General features: G+C 76.1%; 16 protein-coding genes and 2 pseudogenes. 15 read left to right on the top strand and 3 right to left on the bottom strand.

Annotated elements, in window-relative coordinates; all coding sequences use genetic code 11:
• The first annotated feature begins 52 nt into the window (after positions 1-52).
• The 5 genes from K1Y72_RS12195 (at position 53) to K1Y72_RS12175 (ending at position 5,727) form a co-directional block, all read left to right on the top strand.
• Positions 53-1,813, top strand: a complete 1,761-nt coding sequence (locus tag K1Y72_RS12195; RefSeq protein WP_220166130.1) for a RecQ family ATP-dependent DNA helicase — start codon at positions 53-55, stop codon at positions 1,811-1,813.
• Between the two features lie 25 nt (positions 1,814-1,838).
• Positions 1,839-2,570: a hypothetical protein gene (locus K1Y72_RS12190; RefSeq protein ID WP_220166128.1), complete on the top strand. Its 732-nt coding sequence runs from the start codon at positions 1,839-1,841 to the stop codon at positions 2,568-2,570.
• Between the two features lie 93 nt (positions 2,571-2,663).
• Positions 2,664-4,052 (top strand): FAD/NAD(P)-binding protein, encoded by a 1,389-nt coding sequence (locus K1Y72_RS12185; RefSeq protein WP_220166126.1) that lies wholly within the window; start codon positions 2,664-2,666, stop codon positions 4,050-4,052.
• A gap of 101 nt (positions 4,053-4,153) precedes the next feature.
• Positions 4,154-4,363: a hypothetical protein gene (locus K1Y72_RS12180; RefSeq protein WP_220166124.1), complete on the top strand. Its 210-nt coding sequence runs from the start codon at positions 4,154-4,156 to the stop codon at positions 4,361-4,363.
• A gap of 329 nt (positions 4,364-4,692) precedes the next feature.
• Positions 4,693-5,727: a Swt1 family HEPN domain-containing protein gene (locus K1Y72_RS12175; protein ID WP_220166122.1), complete on the top strand. Its 1,035-nt coding sequence runs from the start codon at positions 4,693-4,695 to the stop codon at positions 5,725-5,727.
• On the opposite strand, the gene K1Y72_RS12170 is transcribed toward K1Y72_RS12175, so the two are convergent.
• Entirely contained in the window at positions 5,687-6,493 is an 807-nt protein-coding gene (locus K1Y72_RS12170) for a hypothetical protein (RefSeq protein WP_220166120.1), read from the bottom strand. The genes K1Y72_RS12175 and K1Y72_RS12170 overlap by 41 nt on opposite strands.
• A 78-nt stretch (positions 6,494-6,571) precedes the next feature.
• Here K1Y72_RS12170 and K1Y72_RS37725 point away from each other — a divergent pair.
• The 3 genes and pseudogenes from K1Y72_RS37725 to K1Y72_RS12165 all read left to right on the top strand — a co-directional run.
• Positions 6,572-6,733 (top strand): annotated as a pseudogene (locus K1Y72_RS37725) (DUF7638 domain-containing protein); the annotation flags it as partial.
• Positions 6,734-6,746: 13 nt separating this feature from the next.
• Positions 6,747-7,109, top strand: a pseudogene (locus K1Y72_RS37720) (DUF7639 domain-containing protein); the annotation flags it as partial.
• 85 nt (positions 7,110-7,194) lie between these two features.
• A complete protein-coding gene (locus K1Y72_RS12165; protein WP_220166118.1) occupies positions 7,195-7,596 on the top strand; it encodes an NADAR family protein in 402 nt (133 codons plus the stop codon).
• 146 nt (positions 7,597-7,742) lie between these two features.
• Here K1Y72_RS12165 and K1Y72_RS12160 read toward each other — a convergent pair whose 3' ends face one another.
• Both K1Y72_RS12160 and K1Y72_RS12155 read right to left on the bottom strand, forming a co-directional pair.
• Complete coding sequence (locus K1Y72_RS12160; protein ID WP_220166116.1) at positions 7,743-7,961, bottom strand: hypothetical protein; 219 nt, start codon at positions 7,959-7,961, stop codon at positions 7,743-7,745.
• 54 nt (positions 7,962-8,015) lie between these two features.
• The gene (locus K1Y72_RS12155) at positions 8,016-8,504 is read right to left on the bottom strand and encodes an Lrp/AsnC family transcriptional regulator (RefSeq protein WP_308287026.1); all 489 of its coding nucleotides are present in this window, start codon (positions 8,502-8,504) and stop codon (positions 8,016-8,018) included.
• A gap of 133 nt (positions 8,505-8,637) precedes the next feature.
• On the opposite strand from K1Y72_RS12155, the gene K1Y72_RS12150 reads away from it, so the two are divergent.
• The 7 genes from K1Y72_RS12150 to K1Y72_RS12120 all read left to right on the top strand — a co-directional run bounded on the left by K1Y72_RS12150 (position 8,638) and on the right by K1Y72_RS12120 (position 17,838).
• Positions 8,638-11,994: an indolepyruvate ferredoxin oxidoreductase family protein gene (locus tag K1Y72_RS12150; protein WP_220166112.1), complete on the top strand. Its 3,357-nt coding sequence runs from the start codon at positions 8,638-8,640 to the stop codon at positions 11,992-11,994.
• 119 nt (positions 11,995-12,113) lie between these two features.
• Complete coding sequence (locus K1Y72_RS12145; RefSeq protein WP_220166109.1) at positions 12,114-12,530, top strand: hypothetical protein; 417 nt, start codon at positions 12,114-12,116, stop codon at positions 12,528-12,530.
• Positions 12,531-12,555: 25 nt separating this feature from the next.
• Positions 12,556-13,779: a sensor histidine kinase gene (locus tag K1Y72_RS12140; protein WP_220166107.1), complete on the top strand. Its 1,224-nt coding sequence runs from the start codon at positions 12,556-12,558 to the stop codon at positions 13,777-13,779.
• Complete coding sequence (locus K1Y72_RS12135; RefSeq protein WP_220166105.1) at positions 13,761-14,432, top strand: LuxR C-terminal-related transcriptional regulator; 672 nt, start codon at positions 13,761-13,763, stop codon at positions 14,430-14,432. The genes K1Y72_RS12140 and K1Y72_RS12135 overlap by 19 nt, the downstream gene beginning before the upstream one ends.
• 93 nt (positions 14,433-14,525) lie before the next feature.
• Positions 14,526-15,932 carry an MFS transporter gene (locus K1Y72_RS12130; RefSeq protein ID WP_258572291.1) on the top strand — a complete coding sequence of 469 codons (1,407 nt, stop codon included), beginning with the start codon at positions 14,526-14,528 and terminating at the stop codon, positions 15,930-15,932.
• Positions 15,933-15,950: 18 nt separating this feature from the next.
• Positions 15,951-16,505 (top strand): TetR/AcrR family transcriptional regulator, encoded by a 555-nt coding sequence (locus K1Y72_RS12125; protein WP_258572290.1) that lies wholly within the window; start codon positions 15,951-15,953, stop codon positions 16,503-16,505.
• Between the two features lie 58 nt (positions 16,506-16,563).
• On the top strand, positions 16,564-17,838 hold the full coding sequence (locus K1Y72_RS12120) for an MFS transporter (protein ID WP_220166100.1): 1,275 nt from the start codon (positions 16,564-16,566) through the stop codon (positions 17,836-17,838).
• Positions 17,839-17,891 lie beyond the last annotated feature (53 nt).

Genomic DNA, 17,891 nt, shown 5'->3' with positions numbered 1-17,891 from the left:
GGCATGATCGGGTTCGGGCGGGGTATCCGGCGGTCACGTCGGAGGAGGCCGGATGAGCGTGCGCACGAGCTGGGACAAGCTGGGCCGCAGGAGGCGGGTCAGGCGGGTCGCCCGGGAGGTCTTCGACTGGCGGGAGCTGCGGCCCGGCCAGAGCGAGGCGATGGACCTGCTGCTGCAGGGGCACGACGTGCTGCTCGTCATGCCGACCGGCAGCGGCAAGTCGGCCGTCTACCAGATCCCCGCCCAGCTCATGCCGGGACCGACGATCGTGGTGTCGCCGCTCATCGCGCTCCAGCGCGACCAGGTCGCCGCGCTCGCCGAGCGGAACGCGGGCGGCGCGACGATGCTGAACTCCTCGCGCCGCGCGTCCGACAGCGAGGCGTCCCTGGAGAAGATCCGGGCGGGCGAGACCGAGTACGTGTTCCTCGCGCCCGAGCAGCTCGCCAAGAACGAGGTGATCGAGCAGCTCGCGGAGGCGAAGCCGTCGCTGATCGCGGTGGACGAGGCGCACTGCGTGTCGGCGTGGGGCCACGACTTCCGGCCCGACTACCTGCGGCTCGGCGCGTTCATCGAGCGGCTCGGGCACCCGCCGGTGATCGCGCTGACCGCGACCGCCGCGCCGCCGGTGCGCGAGGACATCGTCGCCGCGCTCGGGATGCGCGACGTCCGGCAGGTCATCCGCGGCTTCGACCGGCCCAACATCACCCTGCGGGTGCGGCGCTTCGAGGACGAGCAGGCCAAGCGGCGCGCGCTGATCGAGGACGCGGCCGGGCGCGACGGCCTCGGCCTCGTCTACGTCGCCACCCGCAAGGACGCCGAGTCCTACGCCGCCGACCTCGCCGCGGCGGGCCTCCGCGCCGAGCCGTACCACGCGGGCATGAAGGCCGCCGAACGCGAGCGGGTGCACGACCTGTTCGCCACCAACGGGGTCGACGTCGTCGCCGCCACGTCGGCGTTCGGGATGGGCATCGACAAGCCGGACGTCCGGTACGTGCTGCACAGCGCGCCGCCGGAGTCGCCCGACTCCTACTACCAGGAGATCGGCCGCGCGGGCCGCGACGGGGAGCCCGCCGAGGCCGTCCTGTACTACCGGTCGCAGGACCTCGGGCTGCGCCGGTTCTTCGCGGCGGGCCGCCCCGACGAGAAGATGCTGGAGCGCATCACCGAGCTGCTGCACGCGACCGGCGCGTCCGTGCAGACCGGCGAGCTGCGCGAGACGCTGGACGTCGGGGCGTCCAAGCTGACCGGCCTGGTCAACCTGCTCCAGCAGGTCGAGGCCGTCGAGGTGGACGAGCAGGGCGACCTCCGCTACGCCCCGGACGGGCCGCCGCCGGACGAGGCGGTGGCCGAGGCGGTGGAGTTCGACGAGAGCCGCCGCCGGGTGGACGACTCGCGGATCGACATGATGCGCGCCTACGCCGAGACGACGGGCTGCCGCCGCCGCGCGCTGCTGGAGTACTTCGGCGAGCCGTCCCCCGCCTACTGCGGCAACTGCGACAACGACCTGGCCGCCGACGCCCCGCCGGAGGCGGAGCCGGCCGCAGCGGACGAGGGCCCGTTCCCCGTCCGCTCGGAGGTGACGCACGCGGCGTGGGGCCAGGGCACGGTGATGAGCGTCGAGCCGGACCGCATCACGGTGCTGTTCACCAGCGAGGGCTACAAGACGCTGTCGCTCGCCGCCGTGGAGAAGGAGGACCTGCTGACGCGGGTCTCGCCGCCCGCCCCGGCCGCGGGCGAGGCGGCGCGGAAGTCCGGCAAGCCCGCGAAGAAGCCCGCCGGGAAGCCCCGCAAGCGCGCGAAGGCCGCCAAGTGACGCACGCGTCCCTAGACTCGGTCCCGTGGACCGAGACGAGGGCCGGGGCGGGCGCCAGGACGCGGGCGCGGGCCGGGACGCCTACACGGCGGGCCGGGACCTGCACGTGCACCAGGCCGCGCCGGGCTTCTCCGTCCAGGCCCGCGAGATCCACGGCGGCGTGCACTACGGCGCGCCGGCGGCCGCCCGGGGCGGCGTGGGGCGGGACGCGGCGCGGGCGCTGCGCGTGCTGCTGCTCATGGCCGACCCCGGCGCCGCGCTCGGCGCGGGCCTGAGCGCGGAGCTGCGCGAGGTCCGGCGGAGCCTGGAGCGCCGCCGGACCAGGGAGATCGCGCTCACCGTGCACACGGCCGCCCGCCGCGGCGACCTGGTCGACCTGATCGCCGAGGCGCGCCCGGACGTCCTGCACTTCGCCGGGCGCGGCTCCGCCGGCGCGCTGCTCTTCGAGACCGGCGACGGCGCCCCCGCGCCCGTCACGCTGCCGGTGCTCGCCACCCTCCTGGAGCGGACGGTCGGCCGCCTGGAATGCGTGCTGCTGAACGCCTCGCACGGCGGCGCCCGCGCCGGTGACCTGCTCGGCGTCGCGGACACGGTGATCGGCCCGGCGGACCGCCTCGGCGCCGAGCCCGCCGTCAGCTTCGTCCGCGGCTTCTACACGGGCCTCGCCACCGCCCGCACCGTCCGCGAGGCGTTCGGCCTGGGCACCGCGCAGATGGAGCTGGACGGCCACGACAGCGGCGTCATGCGCTGCACCTGACACCGGCCTTCCGGGGCGGAGCGGTCCGGTGTCGCCGGGCGTTCACCGTGTTCCCCATTATTTTTACGGGAATTGTTGGCTACCGTCGTGGCCATGGCTGATTCTGCACTTCGGGGGCGTGCCCGGCCGGTGATCGCGATCGTCGGCGGCGGGGCGAGCGGGACGCTGACGGCGATCGGGCTGCTGCGGGGCGGGACGGGCGCGCGCGTCCTGCTGATCGACCGGGACGGGCGGCACGGGCTCGGCGCCGCCTACTCGACGACCGACCCCCACCACCTGCTGAACGCGTGCGCGTCGCGGATGAGCGCGCTGCCCGACGACCCCGGCCACCTGCTGCGCTGGGCCGCCGGGCAGGGCGTGCCCGCCGAGGGCGCGGACTTCCTGCCGCGCGCGCTGTACGGGCGCTACCTGCGCGCCACGCTGGACGCCGCCGAGGCGGCCGCGCCCGGCCGGCTGGAGCGGGTCACCGGGACGGTGGCGCGGATCGCCGAGGAGCCGGACGGGGTGCGGCTCGGCCTCGCGGGCGGCGGGACGGTGGACGCCGACCTGGTCGTGCTGGCGACGGGCAACCCCGCGCCCGCGCCGCAGCCGTTCGCGCGGTGCGTCGCCGACCCGTGGGCGCCGGGGGCGCTCGCGGCGCTCTGCGACGGGGCGCCCGTCCTGGTGGCCGGGACGGGCCTCACGATGGTCGACGTCGCGGTGACCGTGACGCGCGAGGCGCCCGGCGCCGTGGTGTACGCGGTCTCGCGGCACGGGCTGCTGCCGCGCGCGCACCGATGTCCGCCGGCCCCGCCGGCGGAGGTGGTGCTGCCGGCGGGGCCGCTCGGGCTGCCCGCGCTGATGCGGGCGGTGCGCGAGGCCGTCCGGGAGAACGGCGGCGAGTGGCGCGCGGTCGTGGACGGGCTGCGGCACCAGGTGCCCGGCCTGTGGGACGGGCTGGACGAGCGCGACCGGCGGACCTTCCTGCGGCTCGTCGCGCGGCACTGGGAGGTGCACCGGCACCGCATCCCGCCGGCGACGGCCGAGCGCGTCGCGCGGCTCCGGGCCGAGGGGCGGCTCCGCGTCCTGGCGGGGCGGGTGCGGGCCGTCGAGGAGGAGGCGGGCGGGCTGCTGGTCCGCCTGGACGGCGCCGGGGGCGGCGCGGGGGGCGGCGGCGCGGACGTGCGCGTCGGGCACCTGGTGAACGGGACGGGGCCCGGCCGGGAGGCGGCGGGCACACCCTTCCTCGGGTCGGACGCGGTGCGCCACGACCGGTTCGGGCTCGGCCTGGACGCCGCGCCCGACGGGTCCGTCCGGGGCCTGGACGGGCGGGCGAGCCGCCGGATCTCCACGCTCGGGCCGACGCTGCGAGGCGTGCGCTACGAGACGACGGCCGTCCCCGAGATCCGCGAGCAGGCCGCCGCGCTGGCCCGGCTGGTGGCCGCCCGCGCGGCGGCGCTGGGGGCGGGCGCGGCGGCCGGGGCGGGCGTTCCGGCCGGTTGAGGCGGGGCGGGGGCATGCCGCCCGCTGTCCGGTAAGTACCGTTCCGTAGGATCAGGACCCATGATCCGCTCACGGCCGGGCCCGTCGCCGGGGGCCGGCCCGTGACGCCGCCCGAGGCCAACGCGCTCTGCGCGGACGGCCCGTGCCGCAACACGCTGGTGCGGGTGGAGCAGGACATCGGCATCGTCCAGGTGGCGGTGCCGAGCGGGCGCCCCGTCGCGGCCGCCCGCTACCGGATCACCCGCGAGCGGGTGCACCACCCCTCGCGCAGCGCCCCCTTCATCGTCCTCCGCTGGATCGCCGACGCCTGAGCGGCGGCCGGTCCCACAGTTCACCCGACCTTTACACGGGGCGATCGAGAGCGCCGTCCGCGGCTACAGCCCGCCGCGGTCCGAGCGGCTGTGCGGCAGCCTCGGGCCGGCGTCCGCCGCCGCCCGCGAGGCCGCCCGCCTCACCGCCCGCTGAGCGGCGCGCGTACGCCCGCAGACCGCTCAGCGCGGTGCGGCCGTCCCCGGATGCGCCGGCGGGAGGGGGCCGCCGGGAGAGGGTTGGTCACTCCTTGCGAGCGATGGGCGGATTCGATCGTGTCTGCTCGGTTACGCTGCTGCGCGGTCCGGTGGTTCTCGATGGCGGGGTGTGCATGGTTGCGCTGAGCGACAGGGAGCGGGTCGGCAGGGGGCTGGAGCTGCTGGTGGGGCTCGGGCCGTTCGTCGACCGGCACATGCGGAAGGCGGTCGGCAAGGACTGGCTGGCCCGGCTGGAGCAGCGCGACACCGAGAGGTTCGGGCACGCGAAGAAGTACGACCTGCACGATCCGCGCTACCTGCTGCGGGTCGTCACCGAGGAGCGGGACGTCTTCAAACCGGTGCTGTCGCCGCGCGGCGTCGGGATCGCGTCGCGGCTGCGGGAGGTCGGGAACAAGTACGGGCACGAGTTCGACGACGCGGCGTTCGACCGGGCGTCCGCGGACCGGGCGCTGGCCGACATGGCCGAGCTGCTGCGGCTCGCCGGGGCCACCGCGCAGGCGGCGGACGTGCAGCGGATCGGGGCGCCGGGCGCGCCGAAGAAGGCGCCGGCGAAGAAGGCGGCGCCGAAGAAGAAGCGGAGCGGGGGGAAGCGGGCCGCGCCGGTGGCCAGGGCGGCGCCCGCGCCGGTGAAGGCGAAGCGGGGGTTCCCGCGGTGGGCCGGGTTCGCGGCGGTGGGGGCCGGGGCCGTCGTGGTGCTCGGGGCGGGGTACGCGGTGTTCGCCGATGACGGGGCGGCGGCGAACGACCCGTATCAGGGGAAGTACGCGGGCAAGCCGGTCGGGGCGACGCTCGGGACGTACAAGGGCATCGACCTCAGCGACGGGTACCGCCTGCTGCTGGTCGACGATCCGGCGCATCCCGCGAAGGGCGACGGCGCCGACCTGGCGCGGGTCGGGAACGTGCTGAAGGCCGCCGACGAGCGGCTCGCGGTGCTGGGGAAGAAGGGCAAGGCCGGGTTCGCGCGGTGCCGCGACACGACGCGGTACGCGGCGGCGCTGCCGCTGACCGGCAAGGGCCTCGTCGGGCAGCGGTTCTGCGTGACGACGGACCGGGGCGCGGTCGGGCTGTTCACGGTCCGGGGCCTGCACAGCGGGACGAGCCGGTACGTCACGGTCGATCTGGTGGTGTGGAAGGGTCCTCGCCGCTGACCGGCGCGGGCGGAGTGGGGCGGCCGGCGACGGCGTCGCCGAGGGCGGTGGTGAAGCGCTGGACGGGCGCGCGCCAGCGGCGCTCGCGGGCGGCGGCGCGGGCCAGCTTGCGGTCGCCGCGGCGGGTGCCGGGCCGGTAGCGCCAGCGCGCCCAGGGCGAGGCGGGGCGGGCCAGCCGGATCGCGCCGACGATCGAGAAGACGCCGACGAACAGGCCGAGCAGCCCCGTCCAGACCTTGCCCTTGAGCAGGGTGACGGTGGCGAAGGCGAGGTTCAGCAGCAGGGTGAGGGCGATCGACCAGACCTGGAGGACGCCGCCCGCGCCGTCCAGGTCGGCGAGGCCGAGCGGCCGCAGGCCGAGCAGGGCGAGGCCGCTGAGGGCGACGGCGATGAACACGACCTGCACCGACAGGCGGCCCTGCTCGGACCAGTAGACGTCGCTGAGGTGCAGGACGAGCGCGAACTCGTCGAGGACGAGGGCGGTGCCGACGCCGAACAGCGCGGCGAGGAGCCCGGCGGCGAACGTGTCGGGACCCGGGACGACGAGGCCGCCGATCCCGCCGACGCACATGAACACCAGGCCGAACACCACGTGGTGGATGTGGTGCCCGCCCGGCGTGACGTTGCCCGGCCACCAGCTCACCTGGCGGCGGATCATCCGGACGCTGAACCGGATGAACAGGAACGCGCAGACGAACGCGGTCAGGAAGCAGAACAGCCGCAGCCGCCCGCCGTCGACGATGTCGTGCCTGAACCACTCCCCCATGCCCGTTTCCTGCCCCGGGACGGGCGGGGGGCGCGGTCGCCGGGGGATCTTTGTCAGGTCTTTCGCTACCGTTCGGGCATGTTCGGTCCGCAGCTCACCGTGGTGCACGTCGAAGGGGAGACGATCCGGGGCCGCTGGTGCCACGTCTGGTACCGGGACGGCGACGGGCGGTACTTCATGGACGACCTCACCGTCTACGCCAACGGACGCGTGCAGGCGCGCGCGGGGATGGACTTCGCGGGGCTGCGCGCGCTTGGAGGACGGCCGGATCGCATTGCAGGACCCGGCGGCGCCACCGCGCGAGGAGAAGCGAGCGTGGAACGGGCGCGCGTCCGAGCCGCTGACCACGGACGGCTTCCTCGCCGAGGCCGCCGACGTCGCCGCCGAGCTCAGCGGCCTGCCGACGTCGCAGCGGCGGTTCTGGGACGTCGCCGAACGGTTCGCGGCCGAGCTGTCGGAGGAGAACCGGCTGCTGCTGCGCGCCGCGTACCTGGACGTGCCGCCGCACAAGCGGATCTTCGTGCTGGGCGACATGGACGCGCAGGACCTGCCGATGCGCATCCTCGCGACGGCGCTCGGCGAGCCGATCGGCGGCGACGGCCCGCCGGCCGGCGCCGCGCGTCGTCACGCTGAACCTGACCGTCCATCCGAACGGCGTACCGGACGATCCCGGCGACGCGCTGCTGCGCAACGAGCTGCCGTTGCCCGTCCGCTACCGGGGGCGGGAGTATCCGTCCGTCACGCACGCCTACTGGGCGCTGGCAGCGGCCGATCCCGGCGACCACGACCGCGTTCGGGACGCCGCGACCGCGCGCGACGCGCACGAGCTGGGCGGGCGCGTCCCGCATCCGCCGGACTGGCCGGACGTGCGGACGGCCGTGATGGCCGAGCTGCTGCGCGCCAAGTTCGCCCAGCACCCGCAGGCGGCGGACCGGCTCGTCGCGACGGGCGACGCGCGGATCCTCTACACCGGCTTCATGGAGTCACGGCACTGGCTGGCCGCCGGTGGCGGAAGCGGCGAGGGCCTGAACTGGATGGGACGGCTGCTCGAACTGATACGCGCCGAAATCCTCTGGGAGCGGCGGGAGCCGGGAGTCAGCTGAGGCCGAGGTGGCGGGCTTCCAGGGCGTAGGGATGCGGGGCGGCCGCCGATCCTGCCCGTGCGCTGGGAAGAGAACGTGCCGCACCGCATCATGCGGTGCGGCACGCCCGTTGGATCGCGCCGTGCCACGACCCAACGCTCTCCCCTTCAGGACGTGGCCTCCTCGCCCTCGCCTTCGGCCACGTCCCGCTCCCCCTCTTTCAGCTCCTCGGGCAGGTCCTCGCGCTCGTCCACCGGGACGTCCCGGGGCACGATGCGCGGCTTCTCCCCGGGCGCGGTGGCGGCCTCCCCGCCGCCTCCCGTCCCGGTGCCCGAGCGCAGGGCCACCGCGTCCGACTCGCCGCCGAGGGCTCCGACGCTGGTCATGGGGGTTCCCCTTCCATCGAGGTCGCTTCCTCCCTTATCTCCACTGATCGGCGTTTACACATCCGGGCGGGCGCGGCGCCGCTCCTCGTCCTCCAGGAGCGGCCCGATCCGGAACGGCACCTGGTGCGTGAGCACGATGGACGTGGTGCTGCGCCGCACCCCGGGGCACGCCAGGATCGCGTCGATGACCTCGTGCAGCTGGCTCCCGTTCGGCGCCGCCGCCCGCACCAGCAGGTCGCCCTGGCCGGTGATCCCGAGCACCTCCAGGACGCGCGGGATCGCCGCGAGGGCCTGCGCGGCCTCGCGGAGCCGGCCCTGCGCGACCTCCAGCGTCACGAACGCGGTGAGCTCGAAGCCGAGCGCGCCGATGTCGACCTCGCGGCCGCGGTGCCCGATGACGCCGTCGCGCTCCAGCCGCTCGGCGCGGGCGTGCGCGGTGTTGCGGGCGATGCCGAGCCGGGCGGCGAGCTCGGTGACGCCGATGCGGGGCTGCTCCACGAGCCGCCGCAGGATCCTGATGTCGAGCGCGTCGACGCGGGGCACAACGCTCACCTCCGGGGACCGGTCCCTGATCATGTTGAGCAATCCGCTCAACTTCCAGACCATCATCTTGCAGGGTGCGCAGCCCGCGAGGGTCAATGACGTGGATCACACCACTTTCCCCGTGAGGTGCCCGATGCCCGACCCGTTGCGCGACCGTTTGGAGCTGGAGACCGGCCGCGTCGCCCTCGGCGGCGTGCAGGCGCTGGTCCGGCTGCTGCTCGACCAGAAGCGCGCGGACGCGGCGCGCGGCCTCCGCACCGCCGGGTTCGTGTCCGGCTACCGGGGCTCCCCGCTCGGCGGCCTCGACCAGCAGCTGGAGCGCTCCGGGAAGCTGCTGGACGCCCACGACGTCCGGTTCGTGCCCGGGGTGAACGAGGAGCTCGCCGCGACCGCCGTCTACGGGTCGCAGCTCGTGCAGCAGCTCGACGGGCCGCGCTTCGAGGGCGTGTTCGGCCTCTGGTACGGCAAGGCGCCCGGCGTGGACCGCTCGCTGGACGCCTTCAAGCACGGCAACTGGCTCGGCACCGCCGAGCACGGCGGCGTCCTCGTCGTCGCGGGCGACGACCCGTCCTGCAAGTCGTCCACGCTGCCGTCGGCGACCGAGGGCGCGCTCGCCGACGCGTTCATGCCGGTGCTCGTGCCCGCGTCCGTCGGCGACGTGCTGCGCCTCGGCCGCCTCGGCTTCGAGATGTCGCGGTACTCGGGCGCCTGGGTCGGGTTCAAGGTCGTCACCGACGTCGCCGACGGCTTCGAGACGGTCGACGCCGCGCCCGTCCCCGCGCCCGTCCGGCCCGACTTCGCCTGGCGCGGCAAGCCGTGGAAGGTGACCCGCAAGCCCGGCATCGACATCAAGACGACCACGGCGATGGAGCCGGAGGTGCTGGAGGGCCGCCTCGCCGCCGCGGCCGCGTTCGCGCACGCCAACGGCATCGACCGCATCGAGGGCGCCCGCGACGGCGCCCGGATCGGCCTCGTCGCCGCCGGCCGCACCTACCTGGAGCTCCGCGAGGCCCTCGACCGGCTCGGCCTGGACGACGCGGGCCTCGCCCGGCGCGGCGTCCGGCTGCTCCGCCTCGGCATGATCCACCCGCTGGACGCGCGGCGCGTCCGCGAGTTCGCCGCCGGGCTCCGCGAGATCATCGTGGTGGAGGAGAAGCGCCCGTTCGTCGAGACGCAGCTCAAGGACCTGCTCTACGACCTCGACGACCGGCCCGCCGTCCTCGGCAAGCCGCTGGTCCCCCTGGACGGCGGCCTGGACGCCGACCGCCTCACCCGCGCGCTCGCCCGCCCCCTCGCCGAGCGGCTCGGCGGCCTGGACCTCGCCCACCCGGTGCTGAAGCCGCGCGTCCCCAAGATCGACCTGCTGACGGCGGCGCGCACCCCGTTCTTCTGCTCCGGCTGCCCGCACAACCGCTCCACGGCCGTGCCGGACGGGTCGCTGGCGGTGTCGGGCATCGGCTGCCACATCATGAGCGCGTTCATGGACCGCAGCATCGGCACCACGCAGATGGGCGGCGAGGGCGTCGTCTGGGTCGGCGCGTCGGCGTTCACCGAGACGCCGCACCTGTTCCAGAACCTCGGCGACGGCACGTTCTTCCACTCCGGCAGCCTCGCGATCCGCCAGTCCGTCGCGGCGGGCGTCTCCATCACCTACAAGCTGCTGTACAACAACGCGGTCGCGATGACCGGCGGGCAGGACGCCGACGGCGGCTCCGACCCGGCCGCGATCACCCGGATGCTGCACGCCGAGGGCGTCGCGCGGATCGTCGTCGTCGCCGACGACCCCGGCAAGTACGGGCGCCGCGCCCCGTGGGCGCCCGGCGTCACCGTCCGGCACCGCGACGCGATGGACGCCGTGCAGCGCGAGCTGCGCGAGGTGCCCGGCGTCACCGTGATCCTCTACGACCAGGAGTGCGCGGCCGAGCGGCGCCGCAAGCGGAAGCGCGGGCAGGCGCCCGACCCGGTGACGCGCGTCCTCATCAACGAGGCGGTGTGCGAGGGCTGCGGCGACTGCGGCACCAAGTCCAACTGCCTCAGCGTGGAGCCCGTGCAGACCGAGTTCGGGCGGAAGACGCGCATCAACCAGACGTCCTGCAACAAGGACTACTCGTGCCTGGACGGCGACTGCCCGTCCTTCGTCACCGTGGCTCCCGGCAAGAAGGCCGCCGCCGTGGGGCTGGCGCCGATCGGGGCGCTGCCCGATCCCGTCGCGATCCCCGAGTCGGGGGACGTGCTGCTCGTCGGCATCGGCGGGACCGGCGTCGTCACCGTCGACCAGGTCCTCGCGACCGCCGCGATGCTGGACGGCCGGTACGCGCGCTCCCTCGACCAGACGGGCCTCAGCCAGAAGGCGGGCGCGGTCGTGTCGCACCTGCGCGTCACCGCGTCCCCCGCCGACCGGCCCGCGATGATCGGGACCGGCGGCGCGGACGCCTACCTGGTGTTCGACGCGCTCGCCGGCGCCGCCGACGCCAACCTGGACCGCTGCGCGGAGGGCCGCACCACCGCGGTCGTGTCGACCAGCGAGGTCCCGACCGGCCGCATGATCACCGACGTCGCGGCGGCGCTGCCGCCGAGCGCGCGGCTCGTCCGCCGCATCGGCGCGCGCAGCCGCGACCTGCGCGCCCTCGACGCGCTCGCGCTCGCCGAGGAGTGGTTCGGGGACGCGACGCCCGCGAACTTCATCGTCGTCGGCGCCGCCTACCAGGCGGGCGCGCTGCCGATCTCGGCGACGGCGATCGAGGAGGCGCTCCGCGTCAACGGCGTGCAGGCCGAGCGGAACGTCCAGGCGTTCCGGGCGGGCCGGCGGCTCGTCCTGGAGCCCGCCCCGGCCGAGCCGGAGCCGGTCGCGCGGACCCTCGCCGACGTCCTCGCCGCCCGCGTCCCGGAGCTGACCGCCTACCAGGACGCCGCGCTCGCCGACCGCTATCTGGCGGCGGTGCGGCGCGTCGAGGCCGCCGAGACGGCGGCGGGCGTCGCCGGGACGCCGCTGGCGGCGGCGGTGGCCCGCAACCTGTTCAAGCTGATGGCCTACAAGGACGAGTACGAGGTCGCCCGCCTGCACCTGGACACGCAGCGGCGGGCCGAGGAGCAGTTCGGCGAAGGCGCCACGGTGAAGTACCTGCTGCACCCGCCGGTGCTGCGCGCGCTCGGCATGAAGAAGAAGATCGCCCTCGGCCGCACGGCCCGGCCCGCGTTCCGCGCCCTGCACGCCATGCGGCGGCTGCGCGGCACCGCGCTCGACCCGTTCGGCGCGACCGCCCAGCGCCGCACCGAGCGCGCCCTGCTCGCCGAGTACCTGGCGGTCGTGGACGAGCTGGCCGCGTCCCTGTCGCGCGACCGGCACGACCTCGCCGTCGAGATCGCCGAGCTGCCCGACCTGGTGCGCGGCTACGAGCACGTCAAGACCGCCGGCGTCGAGCTGTACCGCACCCGCCTCGCCGGCCTGCTGGAGCTCTGGCGCGAGGACGCCGCCCTCCCCGTCTCCTGACCCGCCCCGAGAACGGAACGCCGCCCGGCCCCAACGACGTGGCCGGGCGGCGTTCGGCTCTCCGGAGAATGTCGGAGGCCCCTCCTAGGCTCGTCCCGGACGAGGACGAGGGAGGCGGCATGGGCGGGGACTGCTGGGCGCAGCGGGGGCCTTACCGGGAGGACCTGGAGGCGGCCTTCCGGGAGATGCAGGCGCGCGAGCTGGAGCGGCGCGGGATCCCCGGCACCATCGAGGAGCTGTGGCACGACGAGGACTGGATCGAGGAGATCATGACCGGCGGCACCGCCAGCGTCCTCGACCAGGCCGAGTTCGCCGGCCCCGGCGGCCCCGACGGCGCCGCCTGCCTGCGCCCGCTGTCCGACGCCGAGGTCCGGGCGTGGGCGCCCGGCGGGCGGCCGACCGCGGCGGAGTGGGAGGCCGCGCTCGACTCCGACGCGCTGGACTACCCGATGCGCTCGGCGGCCCGCTGCACCGTCCTCTACGACGAGCGCGGCGAGCCCGCGGAGATCGGCTACTGGGGCGTGACCGCCGACTGATCCCCCCGAAGGGCAGAATGTCCGGATGGGCGGGGTCATCGGGGCGGCGGGCGGCGTGGCGGGGGCGCTGCGGCGGCCGGGGTATCTGGCGGGGGCGTGGCCGTGGCGGTCCGCCTGGTACCTGGTGTCGGGGACGGGGCCCGCGCTCGTCGCGGCGCCGTTCGCGATGGCGGCGCTGGCGGGGCGGCCCTGGTTCCTGGCCGCGCTGGCCGCCGGGCCGTTCGCGGCGGTGCCGGTCGGGCGGTGGGAGCGGCGGCGGCTGCGGGCCGTCGATCCGCGGCCGGTGCGCGACGGGCACGCGGGCGGGCCCCGGCTGCGGGAGGCGGCGACGTGGCGGGAGCTCGCGTGGCTCGGCCTGCTGGTGACGGCCGTGCCGGCGGTGGCGGCGGCGCTGGCCGGGGCGGCGCTGATGCTCGGGGTGTTCCTGGTCAGCCCGCTGCTGGCCGGTGAAGGACCGGTCGCGGTCGGGTTCGCGACGGTCGGGTCGGTGGGCGGGGCGCTGGTGTACGCGGGGGCGGCGCTCGCTCTGCTGCCCGTCCTCGGGTACGCGGCGGGCGGCGCCGCGCTGGCGGAGGCGTGGGCGGCGCGGCGGCTGCTCGGGACGGGCCCGCGGGACGAGCTGGTCGAGGTGACGCGGTCGCGGGCGCGCCTGGTGGACGCCTTCGAGGCCGAGCGGCGGCGGATCGAGCGGGACCTGCACGACGGCGCGCAGCAGCGCCTCGTCGGCCTCACCCTGCAGATCGCGCTGGCCCGGCTGGAGGTCCCCGACGGCGGCCCGGCGGCGGCCGGGCTCGACGCCGCGCACCGGCAGGCCAAGGAGCTGATGGCCGAGCTGCGCGAGCTGATCCACGGCATCCACCCGCGCGTCCTCACCGACCGGGGCCTCGCGGCGGCGCTCGGCGAGCTCGCCGACCGGTCGGCGGCGCCCGTCGCGGTGGACGTCCGGCTGGCCGGGCGGCTCGCGCCGGAGGTCGAGTCGACCGCCTACTTCGTGGCGGCCGAGGCGCTCGCCAACGCCGCCAAGCACGCCGGCGCCCGGCACGTGGCGGTGCGGGCGCACCGGTCCGGCGGGCTGCTGGTGCTGGAGGTCGCCGACGACGGCGCGGGCGGCGCCGCCGCGGCGGACGGCGGCGGCCTCGCCGGGCTCGCCGACCGGGCCGCGGCGGTCGGCGGGAGAATGCTGCTGTCCAGTCCCCCAGGAGGCCCGACCGTGGTCAGAGCGGAGCTCCCGTGCAGCCCGTCCGCGTAGTGCTCGCCGAGGACGGGGTGCTGCTCCGCGAGGGGCTCGCCGGGCTCCTCGCCCGCTTCGGGTTCGAGGTGGCGGCGGCCGTCGGCGACGCCGGCGCGCTGCGGGCCGCCGTCGCCGCGCACGCGCCGGGCCTCGTCGTCACCGACGTGCGGATGCCGCCCGGCTTCACCGACGAGGGCCTCCGCGCGGCCGTCGAGCTGCGCCGCGCCGACCCGGCGCTGCCGGTCGTCGCGCTCAGCCAGTACGTGGAGCTGAGCTACGCCGCCGACCTGCTGGACTCCGGCGACGGCCGCCGCGTCGGCTACCTGCTGAAGGACCGGGTCGTGGACGTCGCCGAGTTCGCGGACGCGCTCCGGCGGGTCGTCGCGGGCGGCACGGTCGTGGACCCGAAGGTGGTGCGGCAGCTCGTCCGGCGGCGGCGCGACCCGCTGGAGCGGCTGTCGCCGCGCGAGCGGGAGGTGCTCGCGCTGATGGCGGAGGGCCGGTCCAACGCGGCGATCGCGCGGGAGCTGGTGGTCTCGGAGGCGACGGTCGGCAAGCACGTCGGCGCCGTCCTCGCCAAGCTCGACCTGCCGCCCGACGACGGGACGCACCGGCGGGTCCTCGCCGTCCTCGCCCACCTGCGCGGGGAGGGCGGGTCCGCAGCAGGGTGAACAAGCGTTTACCCTGGGGGTGAACGGCTGTTCACCCCTCTCCCCCTCCGGAGCGCCATGTCCGAGGCCGCGCAAGCGCCGCACCCCCGTCCGATGGTCGCCGTCCTGGCGTTCTGCGGCGTCGTCGTCGCCGTCATGCAGACGCTCGTCGTCCCCCTGCTCCCCCACGTCCCCCGCCTCACCGGCGCCTCGCCCGCCGCCGCGAGCTGGCTGATCACCTCGACGCTGCTGACCGGCGCGGTCTGCACGCCGGTGCTCGGCCGCGCCGGCGACATGTACGGCAAGCGGCGGGTGCTGCTGGTCTCGCTCGGCGTGCTCACCGCCGGGTCGGCGCTGTGCGCGGTGTCCTCGCACATCGGCGTGCTCGTCGCGGGGCGGGCGCTGCAGGGCGCGGCGCTCGCGGTCATCCCGCTCGGCATCTCGATCATGCGGGACGAGCTGCCGCCCGCCCGGGTGCTGAAGTCGATCGCGCTGATGAGCTCGACGCTCGGCATCGGCGCCGCGATCGGGCTGCCGGTCGCCGCGCTGGTCGTCGAGCACGCCGACTGGCACACCATGTTCTGGGTGTCGGCCGCGATCGGCCTGCTGGACGTCGCGCTCGTCCTCGCGTTCGTGCCCGAGTCCCCGGTCCGCTCGCGCGGCCGGTTCGACGTCGCCGGCGCGCTCGGCCTGTCGGCGGCGCTGACGGCGCTGCTCCTCGCGGTCACCCAGGGCGGCTCGTGGGGCTGGACGTCGGGGCGCGTCCTCGGGCTGCTCGCCGCCGCCGTCGCGATCACCGCCGCGTGGGGCGCGTTCGAGCTGCGCGTCGCCGCGCCGATGGTGGACCTGCGGGTGTCGGCGCGCCCGGCGGTGCTGCTCGCCAACGTCGCGGCGCTGCTCATCGGGTTCGCGTTCTACGCCAACTCGCTGTCCACCGCGCAGCTCGTGCAGGAGCCGGCCGCGACCGGGTACGGGCTCGGCGCGTCGATCGTGGTGAGCGGCCTCTGCCTGCTGCCCGGCGGCCTCGCCATGGTGGTGCTGTCGCCGGTGTCGGCGCGGATCTCCGCCTCGTTCGGGCCGAAGGTCGCGCTGATGGTGGCGGCCGCGCTGATCGCCTGCGGGTACGCGGTGCGGTACTTCACCAGCGGCCACCTGTGGACGATCGTGGTCGGCGCGACCGTCCCGGCGGCCGGCACCGCGATCGCCTACTCGGCGCTGCCCGCCCTGGTGATGAGCGGCGTCCCGCTCACCGAGACCGCCGCCGCCAACGGCCTGAACACGCTGATGCGGTCGGTCGGGCAGGCGTTCTGCAGCGCGGCCGTCGCGGCCGTCCTCGCCAACGTCACCTCGACGGTGAGCGGCCGCCCCGCACCGACGCTGCACGCCTACCAGCTCGTGTTCGCCATGGCGGGCGTGGCGGCGGCGCTCGCGCTCGCCGTCACCGCGTTCGTGCCGGGCCGCCGCCCGCGCGCGTCCGCCGCCGTGGACACGGATGCGGCACTGCGCGAACAGGCGGCCTGAACGGCGACAATGGCGCGCATGACCGGAGGCGGACGGAACGCGATCCTGCTGGCGGCGCGGCGCGCGTTCGCGCTGCGGCCCTACGCGGAGGTGACGCTGCGCGGCGTCGCCGCCGACGCCGGCGTGAGCGCCGCGCTGATCGTCAAGCACTTCGGGACGAAGGAGGGCCTGTTCGAGGCCATCGCCGACTTCGACCCGGCCGCCGCCGAGCTGCTCGGCGCCCCGCTGGAGCGGCTCGGCCGGCACATGGTGCTGGAGCTCGTGCGGGCCCGCCGCGGCCCGCTCCGCGACCCGCTGCTGCGGGTGGTGTACTCGCTGGCGATCAGCGACGAGCGGGCGCTGCTGCGGCGCCGCTTCCGCGACCAGGTCACCGCCCGGATCGCGGCGCGGCTGGACGGCCCGGACGCCGCGCTGCGCGCCGAGCTCGCCGTCGGGCTCCTGCTCGGGCTCGGCGCGACGCTCAGCCTGCACCGGTCGGGCGCGTCGGCGGAGGCGTCCGCCGAGGAGATCGCCGACCTGTACGCGCCCGGCCTCCAGGGCCTGCTCACCCCCGGCGGCGTGGCCGGATCTTAGGGGAGAACGGCGCGATACCCGCTGGTGGGGCGCCCGGTCCGGGCGGCAGGGTGGCGGTGTGCCCAGATTCCACCGCGCCTGGCCGGTCGCCGCCGTCGCGTTCGTCGCGCTCGTCGGCGCCGCCGGGTTCCGCGCCACCCCCGGCGTCATGATCGTCCCGCTGCGGGACGCGTTCGGCTGGCCCGCCGCGACGACGTCGCTCGCCGTGTCGGTCAACCTCGTCCTGTACGGGCTGACCGCCCCGTTCGCCGCCGCCCTCATGGACCGGTTCGGGATCCGCCGCGTCACCGCCGCCGCGCTCGCGCTCATCGCGGCGGGCAGCGGCGGCACGGTGTTCATGACGGCGAGCTGGCAGCTCGTCCTCTGCTGGGGCGTGCTCGTCGGCCTCGGCAGCGGGTCGATGGCGATGGTGTTCGCCGCGACGGTCGCGGGCCGCTGGTTCGACCGGCACCGCGGCCTCGTCATGGGCGTCCTCACGGCGGGCGGCGCGACGGGGCAGCTCGCGTTCCTGCCGCTGCTCGCGTGGCTGGTGCAGGAGCACGGCTGGCGGTCGGCGTCGGTCGCGACGTCCCTCGGCGCGCTCGCCGTCGTCCTGCCGGTCGTCCTCGTGCTGCGGGACCGGCCGGCCGACGTCGGGCTGCTCCCCTACGGCGCGACCGCCCCCGCCGACGGCCCGCCGCCCGCGCCGGGCGCGGCCCGCGCGGCGCTCGCCGGGCTGCGCGACGCCGCCCGGCACCGGGAGTTCTGGCTGCTCGCGGGCGGGTTCTTCATCTGCGGCGCGTCGACCAACGGGCTCGTCGGGACGCACTTCATCCCCGCCGCGCACGACCACGGGATGCCCGAGACGACGGCGGCGTCGCTGCTCGCGCTCGTCGGCGTCTTCGACATCGTCGGGACGGTCGCGTCGGGCTGGCTCACCGACCGCGTCGACAGCCGGCTGCTGCTCGGCTGGTACTACGCGCTGCGCGGCCTGTCGCTGCTGGTGCTGCCGCTGCTGTTCGCGTCCTCCCCGCACCCGTCGATGCTGGTGTTCGTGCTGTTCTACGGCCTGGACTGGGTCGCGACGGTGCCGCCGACGGTGGCGCTCGCCCGCGAGGTGTTCGGCCCGGCGCGCGGCACCGTCGTGTTCGGCTGGGTGTTCGCCGCCCACCAGCTCGGCGCGGCGGCCGCGGCGACGGCGGCGGGCCTGGTCCGCGACGAGCTCGGCGCCTACACCCTGGCCTGGTGGGGCGCGGGCGTGCTCTGCCTGTTCGCGGCGGGCATGTCGCTCGGCATCGGCCGGGACGCCGCGGAGCGCCCGCCCGTCCCCGTGGTGGAGCAGGTCGCGGGGTAGGGCCGGCCCTACCTCCGGATTGGGGGCTCGCGTCGATTCGGCGGGCGGGGGCG

The organism is Actinomadura parmotrematis (assembly GCF_019458805.1).
Lineage (GTDB): Bacteria > Actinomycetota > Actinomycetes > Streptosporangiales > Streptosporangiaceae > Spirillospora > Spirillospora parmotrematis.
This window is presented reverse-complemented; position numbering and strand designations above follow the sequence as displayed.